Source organism: Peribacillus sp. NPDC097295 (assembly GCF_044761665.1).
GTDB lineage: Bacteria > Bacillota > Bacilli > Bacillales > DSM-1321 > Peribacillus.
On record NZ_JBIWCW010000008.1, the window covers coordinates 103,753 to 124,215 of the forward strand.

23 protein-coding genes are annotated in these 20,463 nt (G+C 40.8%); all 23 read left to right on the top strand.

Translation table 11 applies throughout. The features are described 5' to 3' along the window. The first annotated feature begins 24 nt into the window (after positions 1 to 24). Positions 25 to 1,419: a flagellar hook-length control protein FliK gene (locus tag ACIQXN_RS14760; RefSeq protein WP_402967893.1), complete on the top strand. Its 1,395-nt coding sequence runs from the start codon at positions 25 to 27 to the stop codon at positions 1,417 to 1,419. Positions 1,420 to 1,427: 8 nt separating this feature from the next. Next, positions 1,428 to 2,063, top strand: a complete 636-nt coding sequence (gene flgD / locus ACIQXN_RS14765) for a flagellar hook assembly protein FlgD (protein ID WP_402967896.1) — start codon at positions 1,428 to 1,430, stop codon at positions 2,061 to 2,063. Positions 2,064 to 2,074: 11 nt separating this feature from the next. Continuing rightward, on the top strand, positions 2,075 to 2,455 hold the full coding sequence (locus tag ACIQXN_RS14770) for a TIGR02530 family flagellar biosynthesis protein (protein ID WP_402967899.1): 381 nt from the start codon (positions 2,075 to 2,077) through the stop codon (positions 2,453 to 2,455). 77 nt (positions 2,456 to 2,532) lie between these two features. Further along, a complete protein-coding gene (locus tag ACIQXN_RS14775; protein ID WP_402967902.1) occupies positions 2,533 to 3,714 on the top strand; it encodes a flagellar hook protein FlgE in 1,182 nt (393 codons plus the stop codon). Positions 3,715 to 3,764: 50 nt separating this feature from the next. After that, the gene (locus ACIQXN_RS14780) at positions 3,765 to 3,980 is read left to right on the top strand and encodes a flagellar FlbD family protein (RefSeq protein WP_402967991.1); all 216 of its coding nucleotides are present in this window, start codon (positions 3,765 to 3,767) and stop codon (positions 3,978 to 3,980) included. Further along, complete coding sequence (fliL, locus tag ACIQXN_RS14785) at positions 3,977 to 4,405, top strand: flagellar basal body-associated protein FliL (protein ID WP_402967905.1); 429 nt, start codon at positions 3,977 to 3,979, stop codon at positions 4,403 to 4,405. Before ACIQXN_RS14780 ends, fliL begins: the two co-directional genes overlap by 4 nt. Before the next feature lie 53 nt (positions 4,406 to 4,458). After that, positions 4,459 to 5,457, top strand: a complete 999-nt coding sequence (gene fliM, locus ACIQXN_RS14790) for a flagellar motor switch protein FliM (RefSeq protein ID WP_402967908.1) — start codon at positions 4,459 to 4,461, stop codon at positions 5,455 to 5,457. Next, positions 5,447 to 6,667, top strand: a complete 1,221-nt coding sequence (gene fliY, locus ACIQXN_RS14795) for a flagellar motor switch phosphatase FliY (protein ID WP_402967911.1) — start codon at positions 5,447 to 5,449, stop codon at positions 6,665 to 6,667. Before fliM ends, fliY begins: the two co-directional genes overlap by 11 nt. 17 nt (positions 6,668 to 6,684) lie before the next feature. Continuing rightward, positions 6,685 to 7,047 carry a chemotaxis protein CheY gene (gene cheY / locus ACIQXN_RS14800; RefSeq protein ID WP_063231856.1) on the top strand — a complete coding sequence of 121 codons (363 nt, stop codon included), beginning with the start codon at positions 6,685 to 6,687 and terminating at the stop codon, positions 7,045 to 7,047. 19 nt (positions 7,048 to 7,066) lie between these two features. Further along, complete coding sequence (locus tag ACIQXN_RS14805) at positions 7,067 to 7,741, top strand: flagellar biosynthetic protein FliO (RefSeq protein ID WP_402967914.1); 675 nt, start codon at positions 7,067 to 7,069, stop codon at positions 7,739 to 7,741. Then, entirely contained in the window at positions 7,738 to 8,403 is a 666-nt protein-coding gene (fliP, locus tag ACIQXN_RS14810) for a flagellar type III secretion system pore protein FliP (protein ID WP_402967917.1), read from the top strand. Before ACIQXN_RS14805 ends, fliP begins: the two co-directional genes overlap by 4 nt. Before the next feature lie 14 nt (positions 8,404 to 8,417). Then, entirely contained in the window at positions 8,418 to 8,687 is a 270-nt protein-coding gene (gene fliQ, locus ACIQXN_RS14815; protein ID WP_402967920.1) for a flagellar biosynthesis protein FliQ, read from the top strand. 3 nt (positions 8,688 to 8,690) lie between these two features. Next, complete coding sequence (gene fliR / locus ACIQXN_RS14820; protein ID WP_402967923.1) at positions 8,691 to 9,467, top strand: flagellar biosynthetic protein FliR; 777 nt, start codon at positions 8,691 to 8,693, stop codon at positions 9,465 to 9,467. A gap of 2 nt (positions 9,468 to 9,469) precedes the next feature. Further along, positions 9,470 to 10,552 (top strand): flagellar biosynthesis protein FlhB, encoded by a 1,083-nt coding sequence (gene flhB / locus ACIQXN_RS14825; protein WP_402967926.1) that lies wholly within the window; start codon positions 9,470 to 9,472, stop codon positions 10,550 to 10,552. 37 nt (positions 10,553 to 10,589) lie between these two features. Next, positions 10,590 to 12,626 carry a flagellar biosynthesis protein FlhA gene (gene flhA, locus ACIQXN_RS14830; protein WP_402967929.1) on the top strand — a complete coding sequence of 679 codons (2,037 nt, stop codon included), beginning with the start codon at positions 10,590 to 10,592 and terminating at the stop codon, positions 12,624 to 12,626. Beyond that, positions 12,623 to 13,795, top strand: coding sequence for a flagellar biosynthesis GTPase FlhF (gene flhF, locus ACIQXN_RS14835; protein ID WP_402967932.1), 1,173 nt, complete (start codon positions 12,623 to 12,625; stop codon positions 13,793 to 13,795). The genes flhA and flhF overlap by 4 nt, the downstream gene beginning before the upstream one ends. 22 nt (positions 13,796 to 13,817) lie before the next feature. Beyond that, the gene (locus ACIQXN_RS14840; protein WP_402967934.1) at positions 13,818 to 14,645 is read left to right on the top strand and encodes a MinD/ParA family protein; all 828 of its coding nucleotides are present in this window, start codon (positions 13,818 to 13,820) and stop codon (positions 14,643 to 14,645) included. Between the two features lie 10 nt (positions 14,646 to 14,655). Beyond that, positions 14,656 to 15,753: a protein-glutamate methylesterase/protein-glutamine glutaminase gene (locus ACIQXN_RS14845; RefSeq protein WP_402967938.1), complete on the top strand. Its 1,098-nt coding sequence runs from the start codon at positions 14,656 to 14,658 to the stop codon at positions 15,751 to 15,753. Between the two features lie 20 nt (positions 15,754 to 15,773). Further along, entirely contained in the window at positions 15,774 to 17,816 is a 2,043-nt protein-coding gene (locus tag ACIQXN_RS14850) for a chemotaxis protein CheW (RefSeq protein ID WP_402967941.1), read from the top strand. A gap of 136 nt (positions 17,817 to 17,952) precedes the next feature. Beyond that, a complete protein-coding gene (locus ACIQXN_RS14855) occupies positions 17,953 to 18,423 on the top strand; it encodes a chemotaxis protein CheW (protein ID WP_402967944.1) in 471 nt (156 codons plus the stop codon). A gap of 4 nt (positions 18,424 to 18,427) precedes the next feature. Then, positions 18,428 to 19,063: a chemotaxis protein CheC gene (locus ACIQXN_RS14860; RefSeq protein WP_402967947.1), complete on the top strand. Its 636-nt coding sequence runs from the start codon at positions 18,428 to 18,430 to the stop codon at positions 19,061 to 19,063. Further along, a complete protein-coding gene (locus ACIQXN_RS14865; RefSeq protein ID WP_402967949.1) occupies positions 19,056 to 19,559 on the top strand; it encodes a chemotaxis protein CheD in 504 nt (167 codons plus the stop codon). Before ACIQXN_RS14860 ends, ACIQXN_RS14865 begins: the two co-directional genes overlap by 8 nt. Before the next feature lie 122 nt (positions 19,560 to 19,681). Then, entirely contained in the window at positions 19,682 to 20,449 is a 768-nt protein-coding gene (locus tag ACIQXN_RS14870; RefSeq protein WP_402967952.1) for a FliA/WhiG family RNA polymerase sigma factor, read from the top strand. Positions 20,450 to 20,463 lie beyond the last annotated feature (14 nt).

Here is a 20,463-nt window from a genome sequence, read left to right on the forward strand (position 1 = left end):
ACATGAAAGGAGGTGATTTCAAAAGTGAATACGAACATTAATTCAATGCTAGCTTCTACATCGGTCACTCCAAAATTACAACCTAATCAAAGCCAAGGCTCAAATGCTCAATTTGGATCCGCTCTTCAATCGGCATTAACTTTGGAAACGGACTCAGTAAATATTATGGATACAGAATCTCTTACTCTTTCCGATGAAAAACTCTCCACACTTAAGGATTTGGTGGATTTCTTGAAACAAACCAGCTTAAGTGATCTTGAAGAAGGAATAGCGGATGAGGATTTGTTAATAAATGATTCTTCAAGCTCAGGAGCATTACTTTTACAGGTACTGAAAGGTCTTACCGGCGATGATTCTAGACTTGAGGATTTTTTTAAAAGTATCGATGAACTTGATTTAAATCAAGAGCAGGAAGAGGAGATATCACTCGACTCTCAAAGTCTTCTCGGTGCGAATGTCATGGAACTATACACAATCCTCAAACAAGTTGCATCTTTGAGCGAAGAAGAGTGGCAACAGCTACCCATAGAAGGGACCGCTAACCTTTTAAAACTGGTGAAAGTACAGGAACTTCTATTAGAAAATAAAGATATTACACAAGATGAGGCATCCCTCCAGAAGCAAGTGAAGAATGTGCTTGAAGGAATAACAGGAAAGCTTGAAAAATGGATGTCTAATGAGCAACAGAAAAAAAGCGGAGAAATTGATTTTTCAGTTCTAGTGGACAAAGGGCAGAATAAATCCCTTGAAACGGTGAGGAATGCATTTTCTAGAATAGTAGAGGCTGAAAAAGCAGGAAATAAACAAGGCCTGGGATTACCATTCCAAATTGTAAAGCCAACTCAGTTTAAGTTCACTCTCAGTAATAATGGACAGGCAGATGGACCTGCTGTTCTGAATACAGAGGAAAACACCAACCTAAATCCAAATGTTCCCGTTCAAATGAGCAAGATAGAACAATTGGTCTTGACAGCTTCCAAAGGTGGACAGACTGTCAATCAGGATGAATTCATCAAGCAATTTGAATCTATTTTGAACAAATCTAATTTCTCCGGAACTAATGGCGTAAATAAGCTATTAATCAGACTGAACCCTGAACATCTGGGCTCGCTCAGAATTGAATTGATTCAAAAAGATGGGATGATGACAGCAAGGATCTTGGCCGCTACAGCACAAGCAAAGGATATGCTGGACAACCAGGTTCAAGGCTTAAAGCAAGCCTTTAGCGGTCAAAACGTTCAAATTGAAAAAATTGAAATAGCACAAACCTTCAACTCTTTCAATTCAGAGAAATTCAGCCAGAAAGAGGCAGAGGATCAAAGTAGACAGCAACAAGAAAGTAAGCAAGAAAGTAAGGAAGAATCGGATGGTGAATTTACAGGTTCTTTTGCGGAAGCTCTGTTAAATATGGAAGTGTAGGTGAAGAGATGACGACAATTGACACATCATTAATGTTATCAAACTATCAAACTGAAACAAGAAAAACGGGTGACGCACTAGGGAAAGATGATTTCCTGAAATTATTGCTAACCCAGTTGCAAAACCAAGATCCTTCAAGCCCAATGGACAATTCAGAGTTTATCGCACAAATGGCCACTTTTTCATCATTAGAACAGATGGTGAATATCGGGACCAAAATGGATGTGTTGATAGGAGCTAATCAGCAAACTAGTTTAATGAATTATAACTCCTTTGTTGGTAAAGAAGTGACCTGGCATAAACTCGATGAGGGTGATGAGAACCTTGCTATTGAAGAAGGGACAGGCATCGTGGATTCAATTCAATTTAAAGGAGATAAAGTTTATTTCCTTTTAGAGGATGGGACGAAACTCGAACCGGCGAATATTTCAGCCATGAAGCAGACAGGGACTGGGGCGAACAGCCTGACGACGGCAAGCGAACTGATTGGTAAAAAGGTCAGTTGGAATGATGAAATAAACGGGGAACAGTCGGCCATCGTCACTTCGGTATCGATGAATCATGGTAAGCTGCAAATCGAAGTGAATGATGAAACAGGCACAAAATTAACTAGAGAGCAATTGATCAAAATAGCTGGCGCTTAAGGAGCGGACCAATGAATAAACTAGGCTTTCAAGTAAATTCCGCTCAAGCGACACCACTGATGAAATCACCCTTGAGACAAAGGAAAGCGACCCAGCAAGGATTTCAACAGCATTTTGAAACAGCTGTAGCCCTTGAAAAACTTACAATCAGTAAACACGCCCAAATGCGGATGAATCAAAGAAAAATAGAAATAAATCAGCAAACTTGGGACCGAATTGCCGATAAAGCAATTGAAGCCAAAAAAATGGGGGTGACCGAGTCACTCATCATCACCGATAATGCGGCGCTCGTTATCAGCACGAAAAATAACATAGTCATCACAGTCATGGACCGAGATGAAGCATCGTCTCAAATTTTTACAAATATCAATGGAACCATATTATTGGATTAATGGGCCGGCCCTAGTATAGGAAGCCTTGACTGTGGAATGACAGAAGCAGTCGCTAAAATGAAAGGGGAACGTTTAATATGCTTCGTTCAATGTACTCAGGAATCAGTGGGTTAAAAAACTTACAAACAAAATTAGATGTCATCGGGAATAATGTCGCCAATGTAAACACCTATGGTTTTAAGAAAAGTCGGGTCACTTTCAGCGATACGATGAACCAAACAATATCAGGTGCTAGTGCTGCAACAGAAAATAGGGGTGGAACCAACTCCAAGCAAGTTGGTTTAGGATCTACCATCGCAACGATTGACACGATTCATAGTCAATCAAGCTTGCAAACTACTGGGCGTGACCTTGACTTGGCTGTTTCCGGTGACGGTTATTTTGTGGTCAAGCAAGGGGATGCCTTATCGTATACTCGTGCCGGGAACTTCTATTTAGATGACAATGGAACTCTCGTAAACTCGAGTGGGTCGAAAGTGCAAGCCTACCAAGTTGATGCAAATGGAAATACTTCAAATGCTATCGGAGACGTGGCAGTAAACGTTAATGCGGTATTACCGGCAGTAAAAACTACTACAGTAACGGTGAGTGAGAATTTAGCAGCAGATGCTATTGATGGATCAGTATTCAGCCAACAAATAAAAGTCATTGATGCCAAAGGAGAAGAACAAGCAAAAACTGTTTATTTCCAAAAATCGGCTACACCGAATGAGTGGAAGGTATACCTTGATCAAGATCCAACAGATACTTCTGTCACAGCAACTCTATTTACTACTCTAACTTTTGAAAACGGCAATTACAAGACTGGTAATAAAACAGATACCACCATAAGTTATGATTTCAAAAATCTTACCCAAGTACCTGGAACAACAACAGCACTCGTCAACCCAAATGGGAATAAAGAAGGAAAACTGGAAAGCTTTAATTTCGGCTCATCAGGCGAAATTAATGGGATATACTCCAACGGGAAGATTGTAACATTGGGGCAGTTAGCAATCGCTAAGTTCTCTAACGCCTCAGGTTTAACTAAATCCGGTGGTAGCACATTCCAAGAATCGATTAACTCAGGTACGGCAAATATCGGTATTGCTGGGGATGGCCGAGGAACGATTGCATCCAATTCACTAGAAATGTCGAATGTCGATTTATCCGAGGAGTTCACGGAGATGATTGTTGCTCAGCGTGGTTTCCAATCGAATTCACGAATCATCACGACATCTGATGAAATCCTGCAAGAATTGGTTAACTTAAAACGATAGGTTAAGGGAGGGAGGAGCCAGGTGCTGATTTGCTCTGGCTCCTACATATTATTATTAAAGTCACGAGGCTGAATGGCAAAAGCTTTCATATCAATGCATTGTACATAGATACGGTCGAGTCGTTGCCGGATACAACCATCACTTTTACAAATGGCAAGAAAATTGTGGTGCTCGAGAAGGAAGAAGAAATGATTCAAGCCATCATTCATTTTTATCGGAGTGTGAATGTTCTAGGATTTCACAAAGGGGGGGAGGAAAGAGTATGAAAAAAAAGCTATTGACGATTATATTGATTATGCTGGTGGCGATTTCCCTAGTTGGCGTCATAGCGGTCGTGGTTGTTACGAAATTATCTGAACCCGCATCTACTGAGGATAAGCCCAGCATAGATGAGATTGTTGAATCTTCTGTTGAAATTCCTGAAATTACGACGAATCTAGCTGGCAATGATTATATTAAAATCTCATTTATGGTCCAGACAGATAATAAAAAGGCTAAAGAAGAGTTGGAAAAAAGAAACTTTCAGGTGAAAAATATCATCATTACCGAATTGTCTGAAATGAAAGCGCAGGAGTTAACAGGTAAAAAGGGCAAGGAAAAACTTCAGAATACGCTAAGGACTAAAATTAATGAATTAATGGAAGAAGGAAAAGTTGAAAAGGTTTATATAACCTCCTCGATTCTTCAATAAGAACACCCTGACTTCATTAAATTAAGAAGGGGAAGTTTTGGAGGTGAATGCAAATGTCCGGGGAAATATTATCACAAAATGAAATTGATGCATTACTCTCAGCCATTTCTACTGGAGAAATGGATGCGGACGATTTAAAGAAAGAGGAAATAGAAAAAAGGGTGAAAGTGTACGACTTCAAAAGGGCGCTTCGTTTCTCGAAGGACCAAATCAGGAGCTTGACAAGGATCCATGATAATTTCGCACGGCTGTTGACAACTTATTTTTCAGCACAGCTAAGGACCTATGTCCAAATATCGGTTGCTTCGGCTGATCAAATCCCCTATGAAGAGTTTATACGGTCGATACCAAAAATGACAATTTTGAATGTGTTCGAGGTCCCACCGTTGGATGGCCGCATCATACTTGAGGTCAATCCAAATATTGCGTATTCCATGATGGATCGTGTTTTGGGTGGCAGGGGTGTCAGTGCCAATAAAGTCGACAGTCTGACGGAAATCGAAACGAAAATCATGTCGAATCTCTTTGAGAAGGCTTTTGAAAATTTACAAGAGGCCTGGGAAACGATTGTCGAAATCGAACCCGTGATGACGGAATTCGAAGTGAATCCTCAATTTTTACAACTAGTTTCACCCAATGATACAGTTGTCGTCATTTCGTTGAATACCCAAATAGGTGAAACAAGCGGAATGATCAATATATGTATACCGCACGTCGTATTAGAACCGATTATACCGAAGTTATCTGCTCACTACTGGATGGAAACTTCCCAAAAAGTAAGACTGCCTGAAGAAATCAAGATTTTGGAAACGCGTATTAGGAATTCCGACCTGCCGATTATATCTGAGCTTGGAACCACTGATATTACCATTCAGGATTTTCTGCTACTCGATGTAGGTGATGTTATCGATTTAAATCAGGCAATCGATGAACCTTTACTAATTAAAGTTGGAGGCATTCCAAAATATAGTGGACAACCAGGCAAAATAGGTAAAAAACACGCCATCCAGATTCTTGATATTTTGAAAGGGGGAGACGAAGATGGTAAGTGATGAAATGCTTTCACAAGACGAAATAGATGCCCTTTTAAAAGGAACAGAAGATATAGAAGATGGGGGGAGCTCAATTTCGATTGACGATTATTTATCCGAGATGGAACTGGATGCGTTGGGGGAAATTGGAAATATCTCTTTCGGAAGCTCAGCTACTGCATTATCCACTTTATTGAACCAGAAAGTGGATATTACGACCCCAACCGTTACCATAATTGAAAAGGGTAAGATAGCTGAAGAGTTTCCACAGCCATATGTGGCCATACAAGTAAGGTACACAGAGGGATTTTCTGGAATCAATATGCTGGTCATCAAGCAAAGTGATGCAGCAATCATCGCTGATTTAATGCTTGGTGGTGATGGATTGAGTCCTTCAGATATGTTAGGTGAAATCCAATTAAGTGCAGTCCAGGAAGCGATGAATCAAATGATGGGGTCCGCTGCGACTTCCATGTCGACCATCTTCAGCAAAAAGGTTGATATTTCACCGCCAAGCGTAGATTTACTCAATTTTCTTAACGGTGAAGGCGAAGATGCCATCCCAAACGAAGATTTATTTGCAAAGATATCGTTCCGTTTGCGCGTAGGTGATCTGATTGATTCAAGTATTATGCAGTTATTGCCTTTAGAGTTTGCAAAAGGATTGGTCGATGAATTATTGAATGGGTCAGGTGAAAGTGAACCTGTTGAACTCCAAAAAGAAATGGAACAACAGGTGGCTAATAGTCAGCCACAGAGCATTCCGACACAAGCTACGGCAGAATCACAGATTCCCATTTCAAATCAGTCGGCCCATGATCCATATGTACCCTATCAGGCACAACAGACGTATCAGATGCCAAATGAACCACAGCATTTTGGTGCGCCAACCGCATCCAATGGAAAACCTGTGAATGTACAGCCAGCTAGTTTCACAAGTTTTCAGCCTTACCAGCTTCAAGAATCGGAAACGAAGAACCTTAGCATGCTGATGGACATTCCTCTTCAAGTAACAGTAGAGCTTGGAAGGACCAAACGTTCAGTCAAGGAAATCCTGGAATTGTCATCCGGTTCAATTATTGAATTGGATAAACTAGCCGGGGAACCTGTTGATATACTTGTAAACAGCCGGTTAATCGCCAAAGGTGAGGTTGTTGTCATTGATGAAAACTTCGGTGTTCGAGTTACAGATATTATGAGCCAGAGCGACCGATTAAAAAAAATTAGATAAATTTGGGGGAAGAAAAAATGGCAAATAGAATTTTAATTGTAGACGATGCAGCATTTATGAGAATGATGATTAAAGATATCCTTTCTAAAAATGGTTTTGAGATTGTAGGGGAAGCAGCAGACGGCGCCCAAGCAGTTGAGAAATATAAAGAAACCCACCCGGATCTAGTAACGATGGATATCACCATGCCTGAAATGGATGGTATTACCGCATTAAAGGAAATTAAAAAGGTGAATCCTCAAGCTAAGGTCATCATGTGCTCCGCAATGGGACAACAAGCCATGGTCATCGACGCAATCCAAGCGGGAGCTAAAGACTTCATCGTTAAACCTTTCCAGGCAGATCGCGTATTGGAAGCCATAAATAAAGCACTAAGCTAACTAAGAGGGTGTCTTCATATTGTTTGCTTTTAAAAAGTGGCTTCAAGTTTCACTAGTGTTCACCTTGTTCTTTTGCGGGGCCATGCAAGCCAGTGCCGAAAATCTGGATGACACAGTAAAGAAATTTTATGAGCCAGAAGATTCAAAAAAGGATAAAACCGATAAATCAAAAGGCTCTCATTCTAGTGACTCCCAATCTACCGATCAAACAACAAATCCTGAAAAAGTGGGGATAACGGTTTGGGAGTTCCTCAGGATGATTCTCGCTACCATATTTGTGGTTGCGCTTCTCTATATAGTATTGAGGTTTGTAGGGAAGAAAGGTAAAACGTATCAAAAAGCTAATTCGGTAGAGAACTTGGGAGGAACGAGCCTCGGGGCAAATCGATCCGTTCAACTTGTAAAGGTTGGCGGAAGGATTTTAGTTGTAGGGGTCGGCGAAAACATCCAACTGTTAAAGGAAATAGATGATCCAAAAGAATATGAACAGCTGATAGAAGATTACAATGACAAAATGGACCAGATGATCCAACCAAGAGACCTTATGGCAAAGCTGAAAAGCAAATGGCTGAAAAAAAATGAAACCGAGACTACTAGTTTTTCCTCAGAGTTCAAGAGTCAGCTCGATCAAATGTCTAAAAGCAGGAAGAAGCTGTTGAACGAGCTTGATAGGAAAGGAAGAGACAAAGAATGAATGAGTTCATGGAGTTTTTTAACAACAGTGATCCCTCTAGTGTCTCTACTTCCGTCAAGTTAGTCCTTCTGTTAACGGTTTTATCACTTGCACCGAGCATACTGATTTTAATGACATGTTTTACGAGGATCATCATCGTGCTCAGTTTTGTCAGGACATCACTAGCGACACAGCAAATGCCGCCGAACCAGGTACTGGTCGGCTTGGCTCTTTTCATGACTTTTTTCATCATGGCCCCCACGTTCCAGGAAGTGAATGAGAAAGCATTAACTCCTTTATTTAATGAAGAAATCGATTTAGAAGAGGCGTATGAGCAAGCGGCGATGCCCTTTAAGGAGTTTATGAGTGCTCATACGAGGCAGAAAGATCTGGCCTTGTTTCTAGACTATGCCAAGGTCAAACAGCCTGAAACGATACATGATATTCCCTTGACTGCCTTTGTACCAGCATTTGCAATCAGTGAGATTAAAACGGCGTTTCAAATAGGATTCATGATTTTCATCCCTTTTCTAGTGATTGATATGGTCATTGCAAGTGTCCTGATGTCAATGGGGATGATGATGTTACCGCCGGTCATGATTTCCCTTCCATTCAAGATCCTTCTCTTCATTCTTGTTGATGGTTGGTATTTAGTAGTGAAGTCGTTATTACAGAGTTTTTAAGCAGGTGAGAAAAGATGAGTGCAGATTATGTTATTGATGTAGCCGAAAAAGGGATTTATATGGTGTTGATTATAGCTGGACCGCTGATGGTGATTGCTCTGGTCGTCGGGTTGCTAGTAAGTATCTTTCAGGCAACGACTCAGATTCAGGAGCAGACATTGGCCTTCGTTCCAAAAATAGTGGCAGTTTTATTGGCGCTTATTTTACTCGCTCCATGGATGCTTAGCCATCTATTATCATATGCCAATGATATATTCGGTAATTTGAATCGATTTGTAGGTTAGAGTATGGAGGAAATATTCCCTTACTTTCCTGCATTTCTATTAATGGTAGTTAGAGTCACGACCTTTTTCGTAGCCATGCCAATTTTTTCATATCGGTCTATTCCAATACAGCATAGAGTCGGGTTGGGAGTTTTCCTGGCTTGGATCATGTACTATACCATCGATGCACCGGTACTGGCTTTGGATGTCACTTTTTATTTATTGATCATAAAAGAAGCGCTCGTAGGCCTCTTCATCGGGTTTGCTGCTTATATGATATTATCCGCGGTCCAGATTGCCGGTGGGTTAATCGATTTTCAACTGGGGTTTTCGATAGCGAATGTTATTGATCCTCAAACAGGAGCTCAAAGTCCCTTGATGGGACAATATTTATATACGATTGCCTTATTGTTTCTTCTAAGTACAGATGGTCATCATTTACTGTTGGATGGGATCTTTTATAGCTATCAATTCATCCCGATCGATCAGTTATTCGTGCCATTCGGCGATCAGTCAATAATAGAGTACTTGGCCAAAGCATTTAGTAAAGCATTTATGATTGCTTTTCAGATGGCCATCCCGGTAGTGGGAAGCATATTCTTAGTGGACGTCACGCTTGGCATCCTAGCAAGGACGGTTCCACAACTAAACGTATTTGTTGTCGGTATACCTGTGAAAATCATCGTAGGTTTATCCATTGTAATCATTGTCATGGGAATGATGATGACGGTCGTGACACAACTATTTAATTTCATTCTCCTGACGATGCGTCAGTTAATGCAACTGATCGGGGGCATATGACAATGGAAAGAGTACAGCTGGATTTACAGTTTTTCGCCGGTGAAAAAACCGAAAAGGCAACCCCGAAAAAACGTCAGGATTCAAAGAAAAAGGGACAGGTTGCCAAAAGTCAGGATGTTAATACATCGGTTAACCTAATTACCGTATTTTCGGTTCTGCTAATGATGGGACCGTTCATGTACAATCACTTGTTTGCCCTTATGAAGAAATACCTACAGGATTTCACCGTTAGCGACTTTAGTGAAGAAAGCATGCAAGTTATCTTGATTGAAATCCTTATGGAGATGGGACTTGTTTTAGGTCCTGTTTTTGTGGCAGCGGTGGTAGCTGGGGTGTTGGCCAATGTAATGCAAATCGGTTTTATGTTTTCAACGGAATCGATTCAGTTTAAGCTTGAAAAATTGGATCCCATTAAAGGATTTAAACGAATTTTTTCAATGAGGGCCATTGTTGAATTATTGAAATCCATTCTTAAGATATCATTTGTTGGTTTTGTTGCTTTTTATGTACTCTGGAACCGTATGGAAGAGATTATGATTTTATCACAGATATCTGTGGCAGATGCAATGGCAACATTGGCGGACATTACAATTAAAGTAGGGTATTATGCTGCCGTGGCTTTATTGTTCATTGCACTATTGGACTATATGTATCAAAAATATGACTTTGAAAAAAATATCCGGATGTCAAAGCAGGATATTAAGGATGAATATAAAAATTCTGAAGGCGATCCGCTCATTAAATCAAAGATTAAGCAAAAGCAACGCCAGATGGCGGCTCAGAGGATGATGCAGGAAGTGCCGAATGCGGACGTCGTCATTACAAACCCGACGCATTTTGCCATTGCTTTAAAATATGATGAAAGCAAAGCGGAAGCTCCTTTTGTCGTGGCAAAGGGTGTAGACTTCGTTGCTCAGAAGATTAAATATATCGCAAAAGAAAATGACGTAGTCATGGTGGAAAACCGACCTTTAGCAAGATCATTATATGATCAAGCCGACGTGGGGCAAGCGATACCGGAAGAGTTTTTTAAGGCGGTCGCTGAAATACTCGCCTTTGTTTATAAAACGAAAGGCAAGCTTTAAAAGGTAGATTGTTACCTGTTAGTTAGGAGAGAAGGACATGCGAGCAAGAGATTTAGTTGTCATATCAAGTGTCATCATGATTGTCGCCATGCTGGTCATTCCGTTACCAACTTGGTTGTTAAGTATTTTACTTCTTTTGAATATATCTCTTGCGCTGTTAGTTCTATTGACTACGATGAATATGAAAGAGCCACTTGAGTTTTCTATCTTTCCGTCACTGCTCTTATTATTAACATTATTCAGGCTCGGATTGAATGTGTCCACAACGCGTGCCATTCTGACATATGGCGATGCTGGCGGTGTAGTTGAAACCTTTGGCTCTTTTGTGGTCGGAGGGAATGTGCTTGTAGGGTTAGTGGTATTTATAATCTTGGTCATCATCAACTTCATTGTCATCACGAAAGGTTCCGAAAGGGTATCAGAAGTAGCGGCAAGGTTTACGCTGGATGCCATGCCTGGAAAACAGATGGCAATTGATGCTGATTTGAATGCTGGGATGATTTCGGAAGGTGAAGCACGTACAAGACGTGAAAAGATCAGCAACGAGGCCGATTTTTATGGATCCATGGACGGAGCGAGCAAGTTTGTAAAAGGTGATGCCATCGCCGGAATCATCATCGTCATCATCAACTTGATTTTTGGGATGATTATCGGTGTCATGCAACTGGACATGAGCTTTGGTGAGTCAGCCATCCATTTCTCCATGTTATCTGTGGGTGATGGGATTGTCAGTCAAGTTCCGGCGTTACTGATTTCAACTGCAACTGGGATTGTCGTGACACGTGCTGCCTCGAACGGTAATTTAGGGGCGGACATCGTTGAGCAGTTATTCCAATTTCCTAAAATGCTGTATTTGACCGCAGCTACGATTTTCCTATTGGGATTATTCACCCCGATTTCGGATGTATTCACGATGCCGATTGCAGCTTTATTGGTCGTGGGAGGGTATGTCATTTCCAAAACTCCACAGCCTGATGAAAATGAGATTCAGGAAATGGAAGAAGTATTGGAAACGGACGAAATGAAAAGCCCTGAGAGCGTCGTGAACCTTTTGAGTGTCGACCCTATTGAATTTGAATTTGGCTACGGACTTATCCCTCTGGCCGATACGAATCAGGGAGGAGACCTTCTCGATCGGGTGGTCATGATCCGGAGGCAGCTGGCGATTGAAATGGGGCTAATCATCCCGGTCGTCAGGATTCGGGATAATATCCAGTTGAATCCCAATGAGTATCGTTTGAAAATCAAGGGTAATGAAATTGCTCATGGAGAATTGCTTCTGAACCACTATTTAGCCATGAGTCCAGGCATAGAAGACGATACAATAGAAGGAATCGATACGGTTGAACCGTCATTCGGGCTACCGGCAAAATGGATTACGGAAGACATGAAAGAACATGCTGAGATGATGGGCTATACCGTGGTCGATCCTCCGAGTGTGGTTTCCACGCATTTAACGGAAGTCATCAAAGCTAATGCTCATGAACTTTTGGGCAGGCAGGAGACGAAACAATTAATTGATCATCTTAGGGAAACGTCGCCAATCCTTGTCGAAGAGGTCACCCCGAATCCATTGTCGATAGGGGATGTCCAAAAGGTATTGGCAAAACTATTGAAAGAAAAAATTTCGATAAGGAACTTACCAATCATTTTTGAAACACTTGCTGATTACGGTAAGTTATCTACAGATACCGATTTGCTCACTGAATACGTACGCCAGAATTTAGCGAGACAAATTACGAATTCCTTTATTTCAGGGGAAAATCGGATAAAAGTCATTACTCTATCTGGGAAAGTGGAGAAGGCGATTGCAGATGCGGTACAACAAACTGAACATGGTAACTTTTTGTCGCTCGATCCTACCGTATCACAATCGATACTGGAGGCAATCGCTGCTAAATTGGAAGAGCTGACGTTAATGGATCATCAACCGATCCTGCTTTGCTCCCCGGCTGTTCGGATGTACGCTCGGCAATTGACAGAACGTTATTTTCCTAATGTACCGATTCTTTCTTACAATGAACTTGAATCGAATATAGAAGTCCAAAGTGTTGGGGTGGTGAATATTGATTGAGGATAAAGAAATATATGGCGCCTTCCATGTCTGAGGCCATGAAGCAGATACGAGAAGAATTAGGCAGTGAAGCGGTTATCTTAAGTTCGAAAGCTGTATATACCGGTGGTTTTCTAGGATTGTTCAAGAAAAGGAATATTGAAGTCATGGCAGCCATCGATCCCGTTTCACAGCCTACTCAACCAGTAACTAAACAAAAAGAAAAGAAGTTACCTGCAAAATCAATACTTGAGAACCCTGTCGCAGAAATCTGTGAACCGACGTTATCAAAACCAGCCAACGGGGCAGATGATGAACTCTTAAAAGAAATTGAAGGACTTAAAGGGATGATAAGAAATATACAAATCCCATCAAATACTCATTACCCGGAGAAATTACAACAGGTTTATGAGTATCTCATCGACCAGGAAGTGGATGCTGTAATCCGCTCGCAAATCATGACTGAGTTGCTTGATAAATGGTTTTCCTCTAAAGAGGAATCAACTGAGGAAGAGATTAGAAGCTGGTTAGAAGCGTCTTTGCGTAAACTAGTAGAGCAGGTGCCAAACGGCCAACCAGGTTTGCAAAAGAAATATATTAATATTGTTGGACCTACAGGCGTAGGTAAGACAACAACCTTAGCCAAAGTAGCAGCAGAGACCATGCTGAAGCATGGGAAGAAAGTGGCCTTCATTACAACTGACACGTATAGGATTGCTGCCATCGATCAATTGAAGACATATGCAAAGATTTTAAACGTTCCAATCGAGGTGGCTTACAACCTGGAAGACTTCAAACGGGCGACAGAACGCTTTTCTCATTATGATTATGTGTTTATAGATACTGCTGGGAGGAACTTCCGCAATCCACAGTATGTTAAAGACCTCGGGGAGATCATCCACTTCACGGACGAAATGGAAACGTATTTGGTACTGTCGTTGACCTCGAAGCAAAGGGATATGGACGATATTTATCGGCAATTTACTACCATTCCCATTAAGCAGGTCATTTTTACGAAAGCGGACGAAACATCTACTTTTGGTTCTATCTTTAATTTTATACACGCTCATAAATTGGGAGCCGCTTATATTACAAATGGACAAAATGTTCCGGATGATATTGAAAAAGCGACACCGTCCAATTTAATGAAGATGGTTTTTGGAGCTAAAGATTATGAAAGATCAAGCTGAAAACCTGAGAAGGAGACTCGAAATGCAAAAAAGAAATTCAATGGCCAAGACACTTGCCATATTGAGTGGGAAGGGTGGGGTTGGTAAATCCAACTTTTCTTTGAACTTTGCAATCTCCTTATCGAAACGTGGAAAGAGAGTCTTGTTGTTTGATATGGATATCGGAATGGGGAATATAGATATTTTGATCGGGCAGCATTCTCCTTACAGCATTGTTGATTTTTTTGAAAATGGCCTAAGCTTGAAAGATATCATGACCCCAGGCCCGGAACGACTTTCTATCATTTCAGGTGGCACTGGGCTCACTAATCTCTTTTCTCTAGATGAAGATAAATTTGCACGTTTTAATGAAGAATTCGGTTTGCTGATTGAGACCTATGATTATATATTTTTCGATATGGGGGCTGGTATCACACAGGACTCGGTGAAATTCCTTTTATGTGTCGATGAATTAATTATCATCACAACCCCAGAACCGACTTCCATCATGGATGCCTATTCCACGATGAAATACATTCGTTCTGTAAATAATGAGATTCCATTTTTTCTCGTATGCAATAGAGTGTTCACAAATAAGGAAGGCAAAGAAACGGTAGATAGGCTTCAAAATGCTCTACGGAAATTCTTGGGCACTGAGATGGTTACACTTGGTTATCTACCAGATGATCGATCGGTATCCAAAGCGGTTTCAAGGCAAATTCCTTTTATCCTTTCTTATCCGGAAGCTGATGTTTCTAAGTCACTATCCGAGATTACATCTAGATATGTAAATCATTCATTCGGCGAAGAAAAGATTATACAAAAAAGCAATTTCCTACAAAATATGAAGCGATATTTTCTTGGAAAGTAGGTTTCCTGATATGGACAAAGTTAAAGTGCTGATAGTGGACGATTCCGCATTCATGAGGAAGCTGATTTCAGAACTTTTAGCAGAGGATCACAGGATTGAAATCATTGGGACGGCTAGAAATGGTAAAGATGCATTAATGAAAATAAAATCATTAAAACCTGATGTTGTCACCTTGGATGTGGAAATGCCGGTTATGGACGGATTGGAAGCATTGAATCGAATTATGGAAGAATGGCCGACTGCGGTGGTCATGCTATCAAGCACGACGAAGAAAGGGACGGAAAATACATGTATTGCCATGCATAACGGTGCAGTTGATTTTATAGCTAAACCTTCAGGCGCTATTTCGTTGGATATGCATAAAATCAAGGAAGAGCTGTGTGAGAAAGTTATGGCAGCCAGCTTTGCAAATGTTCACAAACTACAAAAAAATGCTAGAAATGTTGAAAGAAGTCCTTCAGAATGGAAAAAATATAGTAAAATAGAATCAAAAGAAAATATTAATGTAGATAAAAACATAAATAACTGGTTCTATGGGAATAAAAAGATTGTAGTTATTGGTACATCGACAGGGGGACCAAGAGCTTTGCAGACGGTATTGACAGGTCTCCCTGGAAATCTTGATGCCCCTATCCTGATTGTCCAGCATATGCCACCCAGCTTTACGAAGTCTTTAGCAGACAGGCTCAATTCATTATGCAGGATTCATGTAAAGGAAGCGGAAGATGGGGAATTGATTCAAAAAGGGGTAGCATATATCGCTCCTGGAGGATATCATTTCAAAGTTAAAAAAGTCGGGCTGAGCCTTGCGGTAGAATTGGACCAATCCGAGCTCAGAAATGGACACCGGCCATCGGTGGATGTGCTGTTTGAATCAGTGAGTCTAATTTCGGATGTAGCAAAAATAGCAGTTGTCATGACCGGAATGGGTATGGATGGTTCAAGTGGACTCGCTAAATTGAAAGCGAATGGTCCCCTGAAGGCAATAGCTGAGTCACAGGAGACATCCATTGTTTTTGGTATGCCGAAAGCGGCAATCGCTACCAATTTAATAGATAGTATAGAGGATGTAGATAAAATAGCTAAAGCAATTATCGGCTATTGCTAACATATGGAGGTGGAGATCGTATGGATATGAATCAGTATTTAGAAGTATTTATTGAAGAAAGTAAAGAGCATCTTCAAACGTGTAGTGAACAGCTGTTGGTACTCGAGAAAAACCCGAATGATCTTTCGATAGTTAATGAGATTTTTCGCTCCGCCCATACTTTAAAAGGAATGTCGGCGACGATGGGATATGAGGATTTAGCGAATTTGACTCATAAGATGGAAAACGTTTTGGATGCGATACGAAATAGTAAAATCATCCTTACACCTGAATTGTTTGACGTAATATTTTTAGCGGTGGATGACCTAGAAGCCATTGTCATGTCGATTGCTGAAGGTGGAGATGGAAAACGTGATGTGACGAACGTGGTACAAAAACTGCAACGAATCGAAAAAGGTGAATCATTGGACAATCCTGCAGTCAGTGAAACTGCCGCTGCTTCCTCTACCATTGAAAAAACAGAAGAATCGACGATGGGTGAATATGATGAATTTGAGATGACCGTGCTACAACAATCCAAGGAACAAGGATTCAAAAGCTACGAAATTTCAATCAGCTTGCGTGATGATTGTCTTTTGAAAGCCGCTAGAGTTTTTATGGTGTTTGAGGTTCTTGAAAAGTCAGGTGAGGTAATAAAATCGAATCCACCAGCTGAACTTTTGGAGGAAGAACAGTTTGACCAGCGGTTTACCGTTACATTGGTAACAAATGAATCGATTGAAGAGACCAAGAAAAAAATCATGAAGGTTTCAGAAGTGGATGTCGTTGAAATAACAGCCCTTAACCTTGATGAACTCCGTCATGCCGCAAATGTTAAAGAAGAAAAAAAGGCCGCCGATAAAAAGCCAAAGGAAGGTACGGATACTCCACCTTCAACTGAAATTAAAGAAGAAAAAAAACCGGTCAAGCATGCCCCAAGTAAGACCATCCGGGTAAATATCGAGCGGCTTGATATTTTAATGAACTTATTTGAAGAACTTGTTATCGATAGAGGCAGACTCGATCAAATATCGAGTGAGTTGGATAACCAGGAACTGCATGAAACAGTGGAAAGAATGTCTCGTGTAACAAGTGATTTGCAGACGATTGTGTTGAACATGCGCATGGTTCCTGTGGAAACAGTATTCAATCGTTTCCCTAAAATGGTACGCCAACTAGCCAGGGACTTGAATAAGAAGGTGGATTTAGAAATTATCGGTGCTGAAACGGAATTGGACCGTACGGTTATTGATGAAATCGGTGATCCCCTTGTCCATTTATTAAGAAATGCGATGGATCATGGAGTCGAGACACCTGAAGTACGTCGGGCGAAGGGGAAAAAAGAAGAAGGAAAGATTCTTTTAAAGGCCTATCACAGTGGCAACCATGTGTTTATTGAGATCGAAGATGATGGAGCCGGTATTAATAAAGAACGGGTCTTAAACAAAGCCCTTTCCAATGGAATTCTAACAAAGGAAACGGCTGTAACATTAACGGATAAGCAAATTTACGAATTGATTTTCGCTTCAGGCTTCTCAACAGCGGATACCATCTCGGATGTATCTGGTCGTGGTGTAGGGTTGGATGTGGTGAAGAACACGATTGAATCATTGGGTGGGTCGGTAACGATCGATTCCAAGGAAAATGAAGGATCCATATTCCTCATTCAGCTTCCGTTGACGCTATCTATCATTTCCGTCATGCTAGTTGAAATTCAACAAGAAAAATATGCAATCCCTCTTTCTTCTATTATAGAAACGGCCATTATAAAAAAAGAAGATATCATGAATGCCCATAATCAACAAGTGATCGACTTTAGGGGGAAAGTGCTGCCACTTCTGTTCTTGAAAGATATTTTTGAAGTACCTGTACAAAGTGAAGAAGAAGAGTTTCTGTCAATCGTCATAGTCAGGAAAGGCGATAAAATGGCCGGACTTGTAGTTGATTCCTTCATTGGACAACTTGAAATCGTATTAAAGTCACTAGGTAATTATTTATCTACTGCTTTTGCCATTTCTGGAGCGACCATTTTGGGTGATGGCCAAGTAGCCTTAATTGTTGATTGCAATGCATTGATTCACTGACCAGTTTGAAATATAGATAATTACTACATTCCTTCCTACCATTATGGTTGCTTCATGGAAATTATTCTACCATCTGGGTAAGTTCTGATTGTGGAGCAGCAATGAGGTTGAGAGGTAAAAAGAGGAGGGTAATTGAATGTCGACAACAAGTCCTGTTCAAGATATAAAAGTAATTGTGTTCCAAATCAAAGACAAAGAATATGCCATTCCGGTGGAAAAAGTAAGTGGGATTGAAAAGCTTTTGCATATAACAAGAGTGCCTAAGGCCGTTCCATTTGTTAAAGGAGTGATCAATTTAAGGGGTGTGATTACACCTATTATTGATTTACGGACCCGTTTTGGTTTTGAAGAGGTTGAATACAATGATTCCACAAGAATCATCATTGTCGTCCTTGATGACATGGAGGTGGGCTTAATTGTTGACTCCGCCAATGATGTGCTTGATATTCCAGTGGAGAGCATCGAGCCCCAACCGGAAGTAGTCGGACACTTAGCTTCAGAATATATTAGCGGTGTCGCTAAAATTGAAAAACGTTTGCTTGTATTAATTAATTTGGAGAAGGCCCTAAATCTCGAAGTAAATGAAATCGTGAGAAAAGAAGGATAAATTGATGTCTTTTATTGATAAAATCAACCCCATCCATCTTGATATTTTAAAAGAAATAGGAAATATTGGGGCTGGACACGCGGCTACTGCTCTCTCTGCCATCCTTAATAGAAAAATAGATATGAATGTTCCTGATGTCCGGGTAGTTTCCTTTGATGAAATGATGGAATTGGCAGGGGGACCAGAGCATGTTGTAGCGAGTGTCTTCTTGCGAATTGAAGGAGATGCCACCGGAAGTATGATTTTTATCCTTTCCTTACCTGTGGCTGAGTACTTCATTCGACAGATGATAGGGGATGAAACCTTTTCCATAGATGCATCGCCCCATTCTGAATTGTCGCTTTCTTGCCTTCAGGAATTAGGGAATATCTTATCGGGATCCTATCTTTCTTCTTTGTCAGACTTTACCCGATTGAATTTATATCCTTCCGTACCATCATTGAACATCGATATGGTAGGAGCGACAATCAGTTATGGGTTACTGGAGTTATCTCAAGTAAGCGATTCAGCCATTGTAATCGATACTGTCCTTGCACAGGGTGAAAGATTTGAATCTATCACAGGCCATTTCTTTTTCCTGCCTGATCCCGATTCCTTTGATACTATCTTTGCAGCTTTAGGAGTGACAATAAATGGCTGAACTATTGCAAATCCAAGTTGTTAAAGTGGGAATAGCAGACATGAATATTGTGAAACCACCCTTTTCCATTCGTACTTCAGGACTTGGTTCATGTGTAGGGGTCGTCATTTATGACGAGAAAAAAGAGATTGCAGGTTTGGCGCATGTCATGCTGCCCGACTCTTCACTAGCTAAATCCGGACAAATCAATATGGCCAAGTTTGCGGATACAGCAGTGAAGGAACTGGTTGAACGCTTGGTGAAACAAGGAGCAAGGCCCAATTTTCTAAAAGCCAAGATGGCTGGTGGTGCTCAAATGTTTCAATTTGCATCTGGCGGGGATTTAATGAGAATAGGGCCCCGAAATGTGGAAGCGGTGCGGAAGGAATTGGAAGACTTACGTATACAAGTCGTTTCGGAAGACGTTGGCGGGAACAGTGGAAGAACGATAGAATTCAATTTGACGGAGTGCATGCTTAATATCCGGACAGTAAATAAAGGAACAAGAAATATTTAATAGAATATAGGGAATGGCGTAGCTGAAAAGTGACGGGAACACTGCAATCAAATATTGTTGCACCTAGAGCCTTCAAGGATCGTTTTGACTATAAAACGTAAACAATGTTAGGAGGAAGTCCCATGTCTCAACTGACTATCGAAGAAGAACAGTTATGCTGGAAAAATTGGGTCGACTGCAGGGACCCGCAAGCAGGGGACATATTGGTGAAAAAATATGTGCCACTTGTGTCATACCATGTCCAACGTATATCAGTCAGCCTTCCTAGGAATGTCAGTCGTGATGACATTAGGAGCTTAGGGATGATGGGCTTATTTGATGCCTTGGAACGCTTTGATCCAAATCGTGATCTGAAATTCGACACATATGCTTCATTTCGGATTCGCGGTGCCATTTTGGATGGTTTAAGGAAAGAGGATTGGTTGCCCCGTAGTGCGAGGGATAAAGCAAAAAAAATCGATTCAGCTATTGAAAAATTGGAACAGAAATATATGCGGAACCTTACCCCTAAGGAAATTGCATCTGAATTAAATATTCCGGAAGATGAAGTATATGTTGCACTGAACGAGCACTTCTTCGCAAATGTTTTATCTATGGATGAAAATCCACAAGAGCAGGATGACAAAGAGGGAACGAGTTTTCATATAAAAGATGAAAAAGCAGATTTACCTGAAGAAAATGTCCTAAAACAAGAATTGTACGCAGAGTTAGCGAAAGTCATAGAAACACTAAATGAGAAAGAACAGTTGGTATTACAACTTTTTTATAAAGAAGAACTTACGCTGACGGAAATCGGACAAGTGATGAGTCTTTCCACATCAAGAATATCGCAGATTCATTCAAGGGCGATATTTAAACTTAGAAATGCTATGCAGGATAAAAAAAACTAGGCTGACTTTCTCTG

Bases quoted from the DNA above. Each gene is read 5' to 3' on its own strand.
- ACIQXN_RS14840 (WP_402967934.1), top strand. From the start codon at position 13,818: ATGCAAAAAAGAAATTCAATGGCCAAGACACTTGCCATATTGAGTGGG.
- ACIQXN_RS14860 (WP_402967947.1), top strand. From the start codon at position 18,428: ATGTCTTTTATTGATAAAATCAACCCCATCCATCTTGATATTTTAAAA.
- ACIQXN_RS14845 (WP_402967938.1), top strand. From the start codon at position 14,656: ATGGACAAAGTTAAAGTGCTGATAGTGGACGATTCCGCATTCATGAGG.
- fliY (WP_402967911.1), top strand. From the start codon at position 5,447: ATGGTAAGTGATGAAATGCTTTCACAAGACGAAATAGATGCCCTTTTA.
- ACIQXN_RS14850 (WP_402967941.1), top strand. From the start codon at position 15,774: ATGGATATGAATCAGTATTTAGAAGTATTTATTGAAGAAAGTAAAGAG.
- flgD (WP_402967896.1), top strand. From the start codon at position 1,428: ATGACGACAATTGACACATCATTAATGTTATCAAACTATCAAACTGAA.
- fliM (WP_402967908.1), top strand. From the start codon at position 4,459: ATGTCCGGGGAAATATTATCACAAAATGAAATTGATGCATTACTCTCA.
- ACIQXN_RS14775 (WP_402967902.1), top strand. From the start codon at position 2,533: ATGCTTCGTTCAATGTACTCAGGAATCAGTGGGTTAAAAAACTTACAA.
- ACIQXN_RS14770 (WP_402967899.1), top strand. From the start codon at position 2,075: ATGAATAAACTAGGCTTTCAAGTAAATTCCGCTCAAGCGACACCACTG.
- flhA (WP_402967929.1), top strand. From the start codon at position 10,590: ATGCGAGCAAGAGATTTAGTTGTCATATCAAGTGTCATCATGATTGTC.
- ACIQXN_RS14865 (WP_402967949.1), top strand. From the start codon at position 19,056: ATGGCTGAACTATTGCAAATCCAAGTTGTTAAAGTGGGAATAGCAGAC.
- cheY (WP_063231856.1), top strand. From the start codon at position 6,685: ATGGCAAATAGAATTTTAATTGTAGACGATGCAGCATTTATGAGAATG.
- ACIQXN_RS14855 (WP_402967944.1), top strand. From the start codon at position 17,953: ATGTCGACAACAAGTCCTGTTCAAGATATAAAAGTAATTGTGTTCCAA.
- fliR (WP_402967923.1), top strand. From the start codon at position 8,691: ATGGAGGAAATATTCCCTTACTTTCCTGCATTTCTATTAATGGTAGTT.
- fliQ (WP_402967920.1), top strand. From the start codon at position 8,418: ATGAGTGCAGATTATGTTATTGATGTAGCCGAAAAAGGGATTTATATG.
- fliL (WP_402967905.1), top strand. From the start codon at position 3,977: ATGAAAAAAAAGCTATTGACGATTATATTGATTATGCTGGTGGCGATT.
- ACIQXN_RS14870 (WP_402967952.1), top strand. From the start codon at position 19,682: ATGTCTCAACTGACTATCGAAGAAGAACAGTTATGCTGGAAAAATTGG.
- fliP (WP_402967917.1), top strand. From the start codon at position 7,738: ATGAATGAGTTCATGGAGTTTTTTAACAACAGTGATCCCTCTAGTGTC.
- flhB (WP_402967926.1), top strand. From the start codon at position 9,470: ATGGAAAGAGTACAGCTGGATTTACAGTTTTTCGCCGGTGAAAAAACC.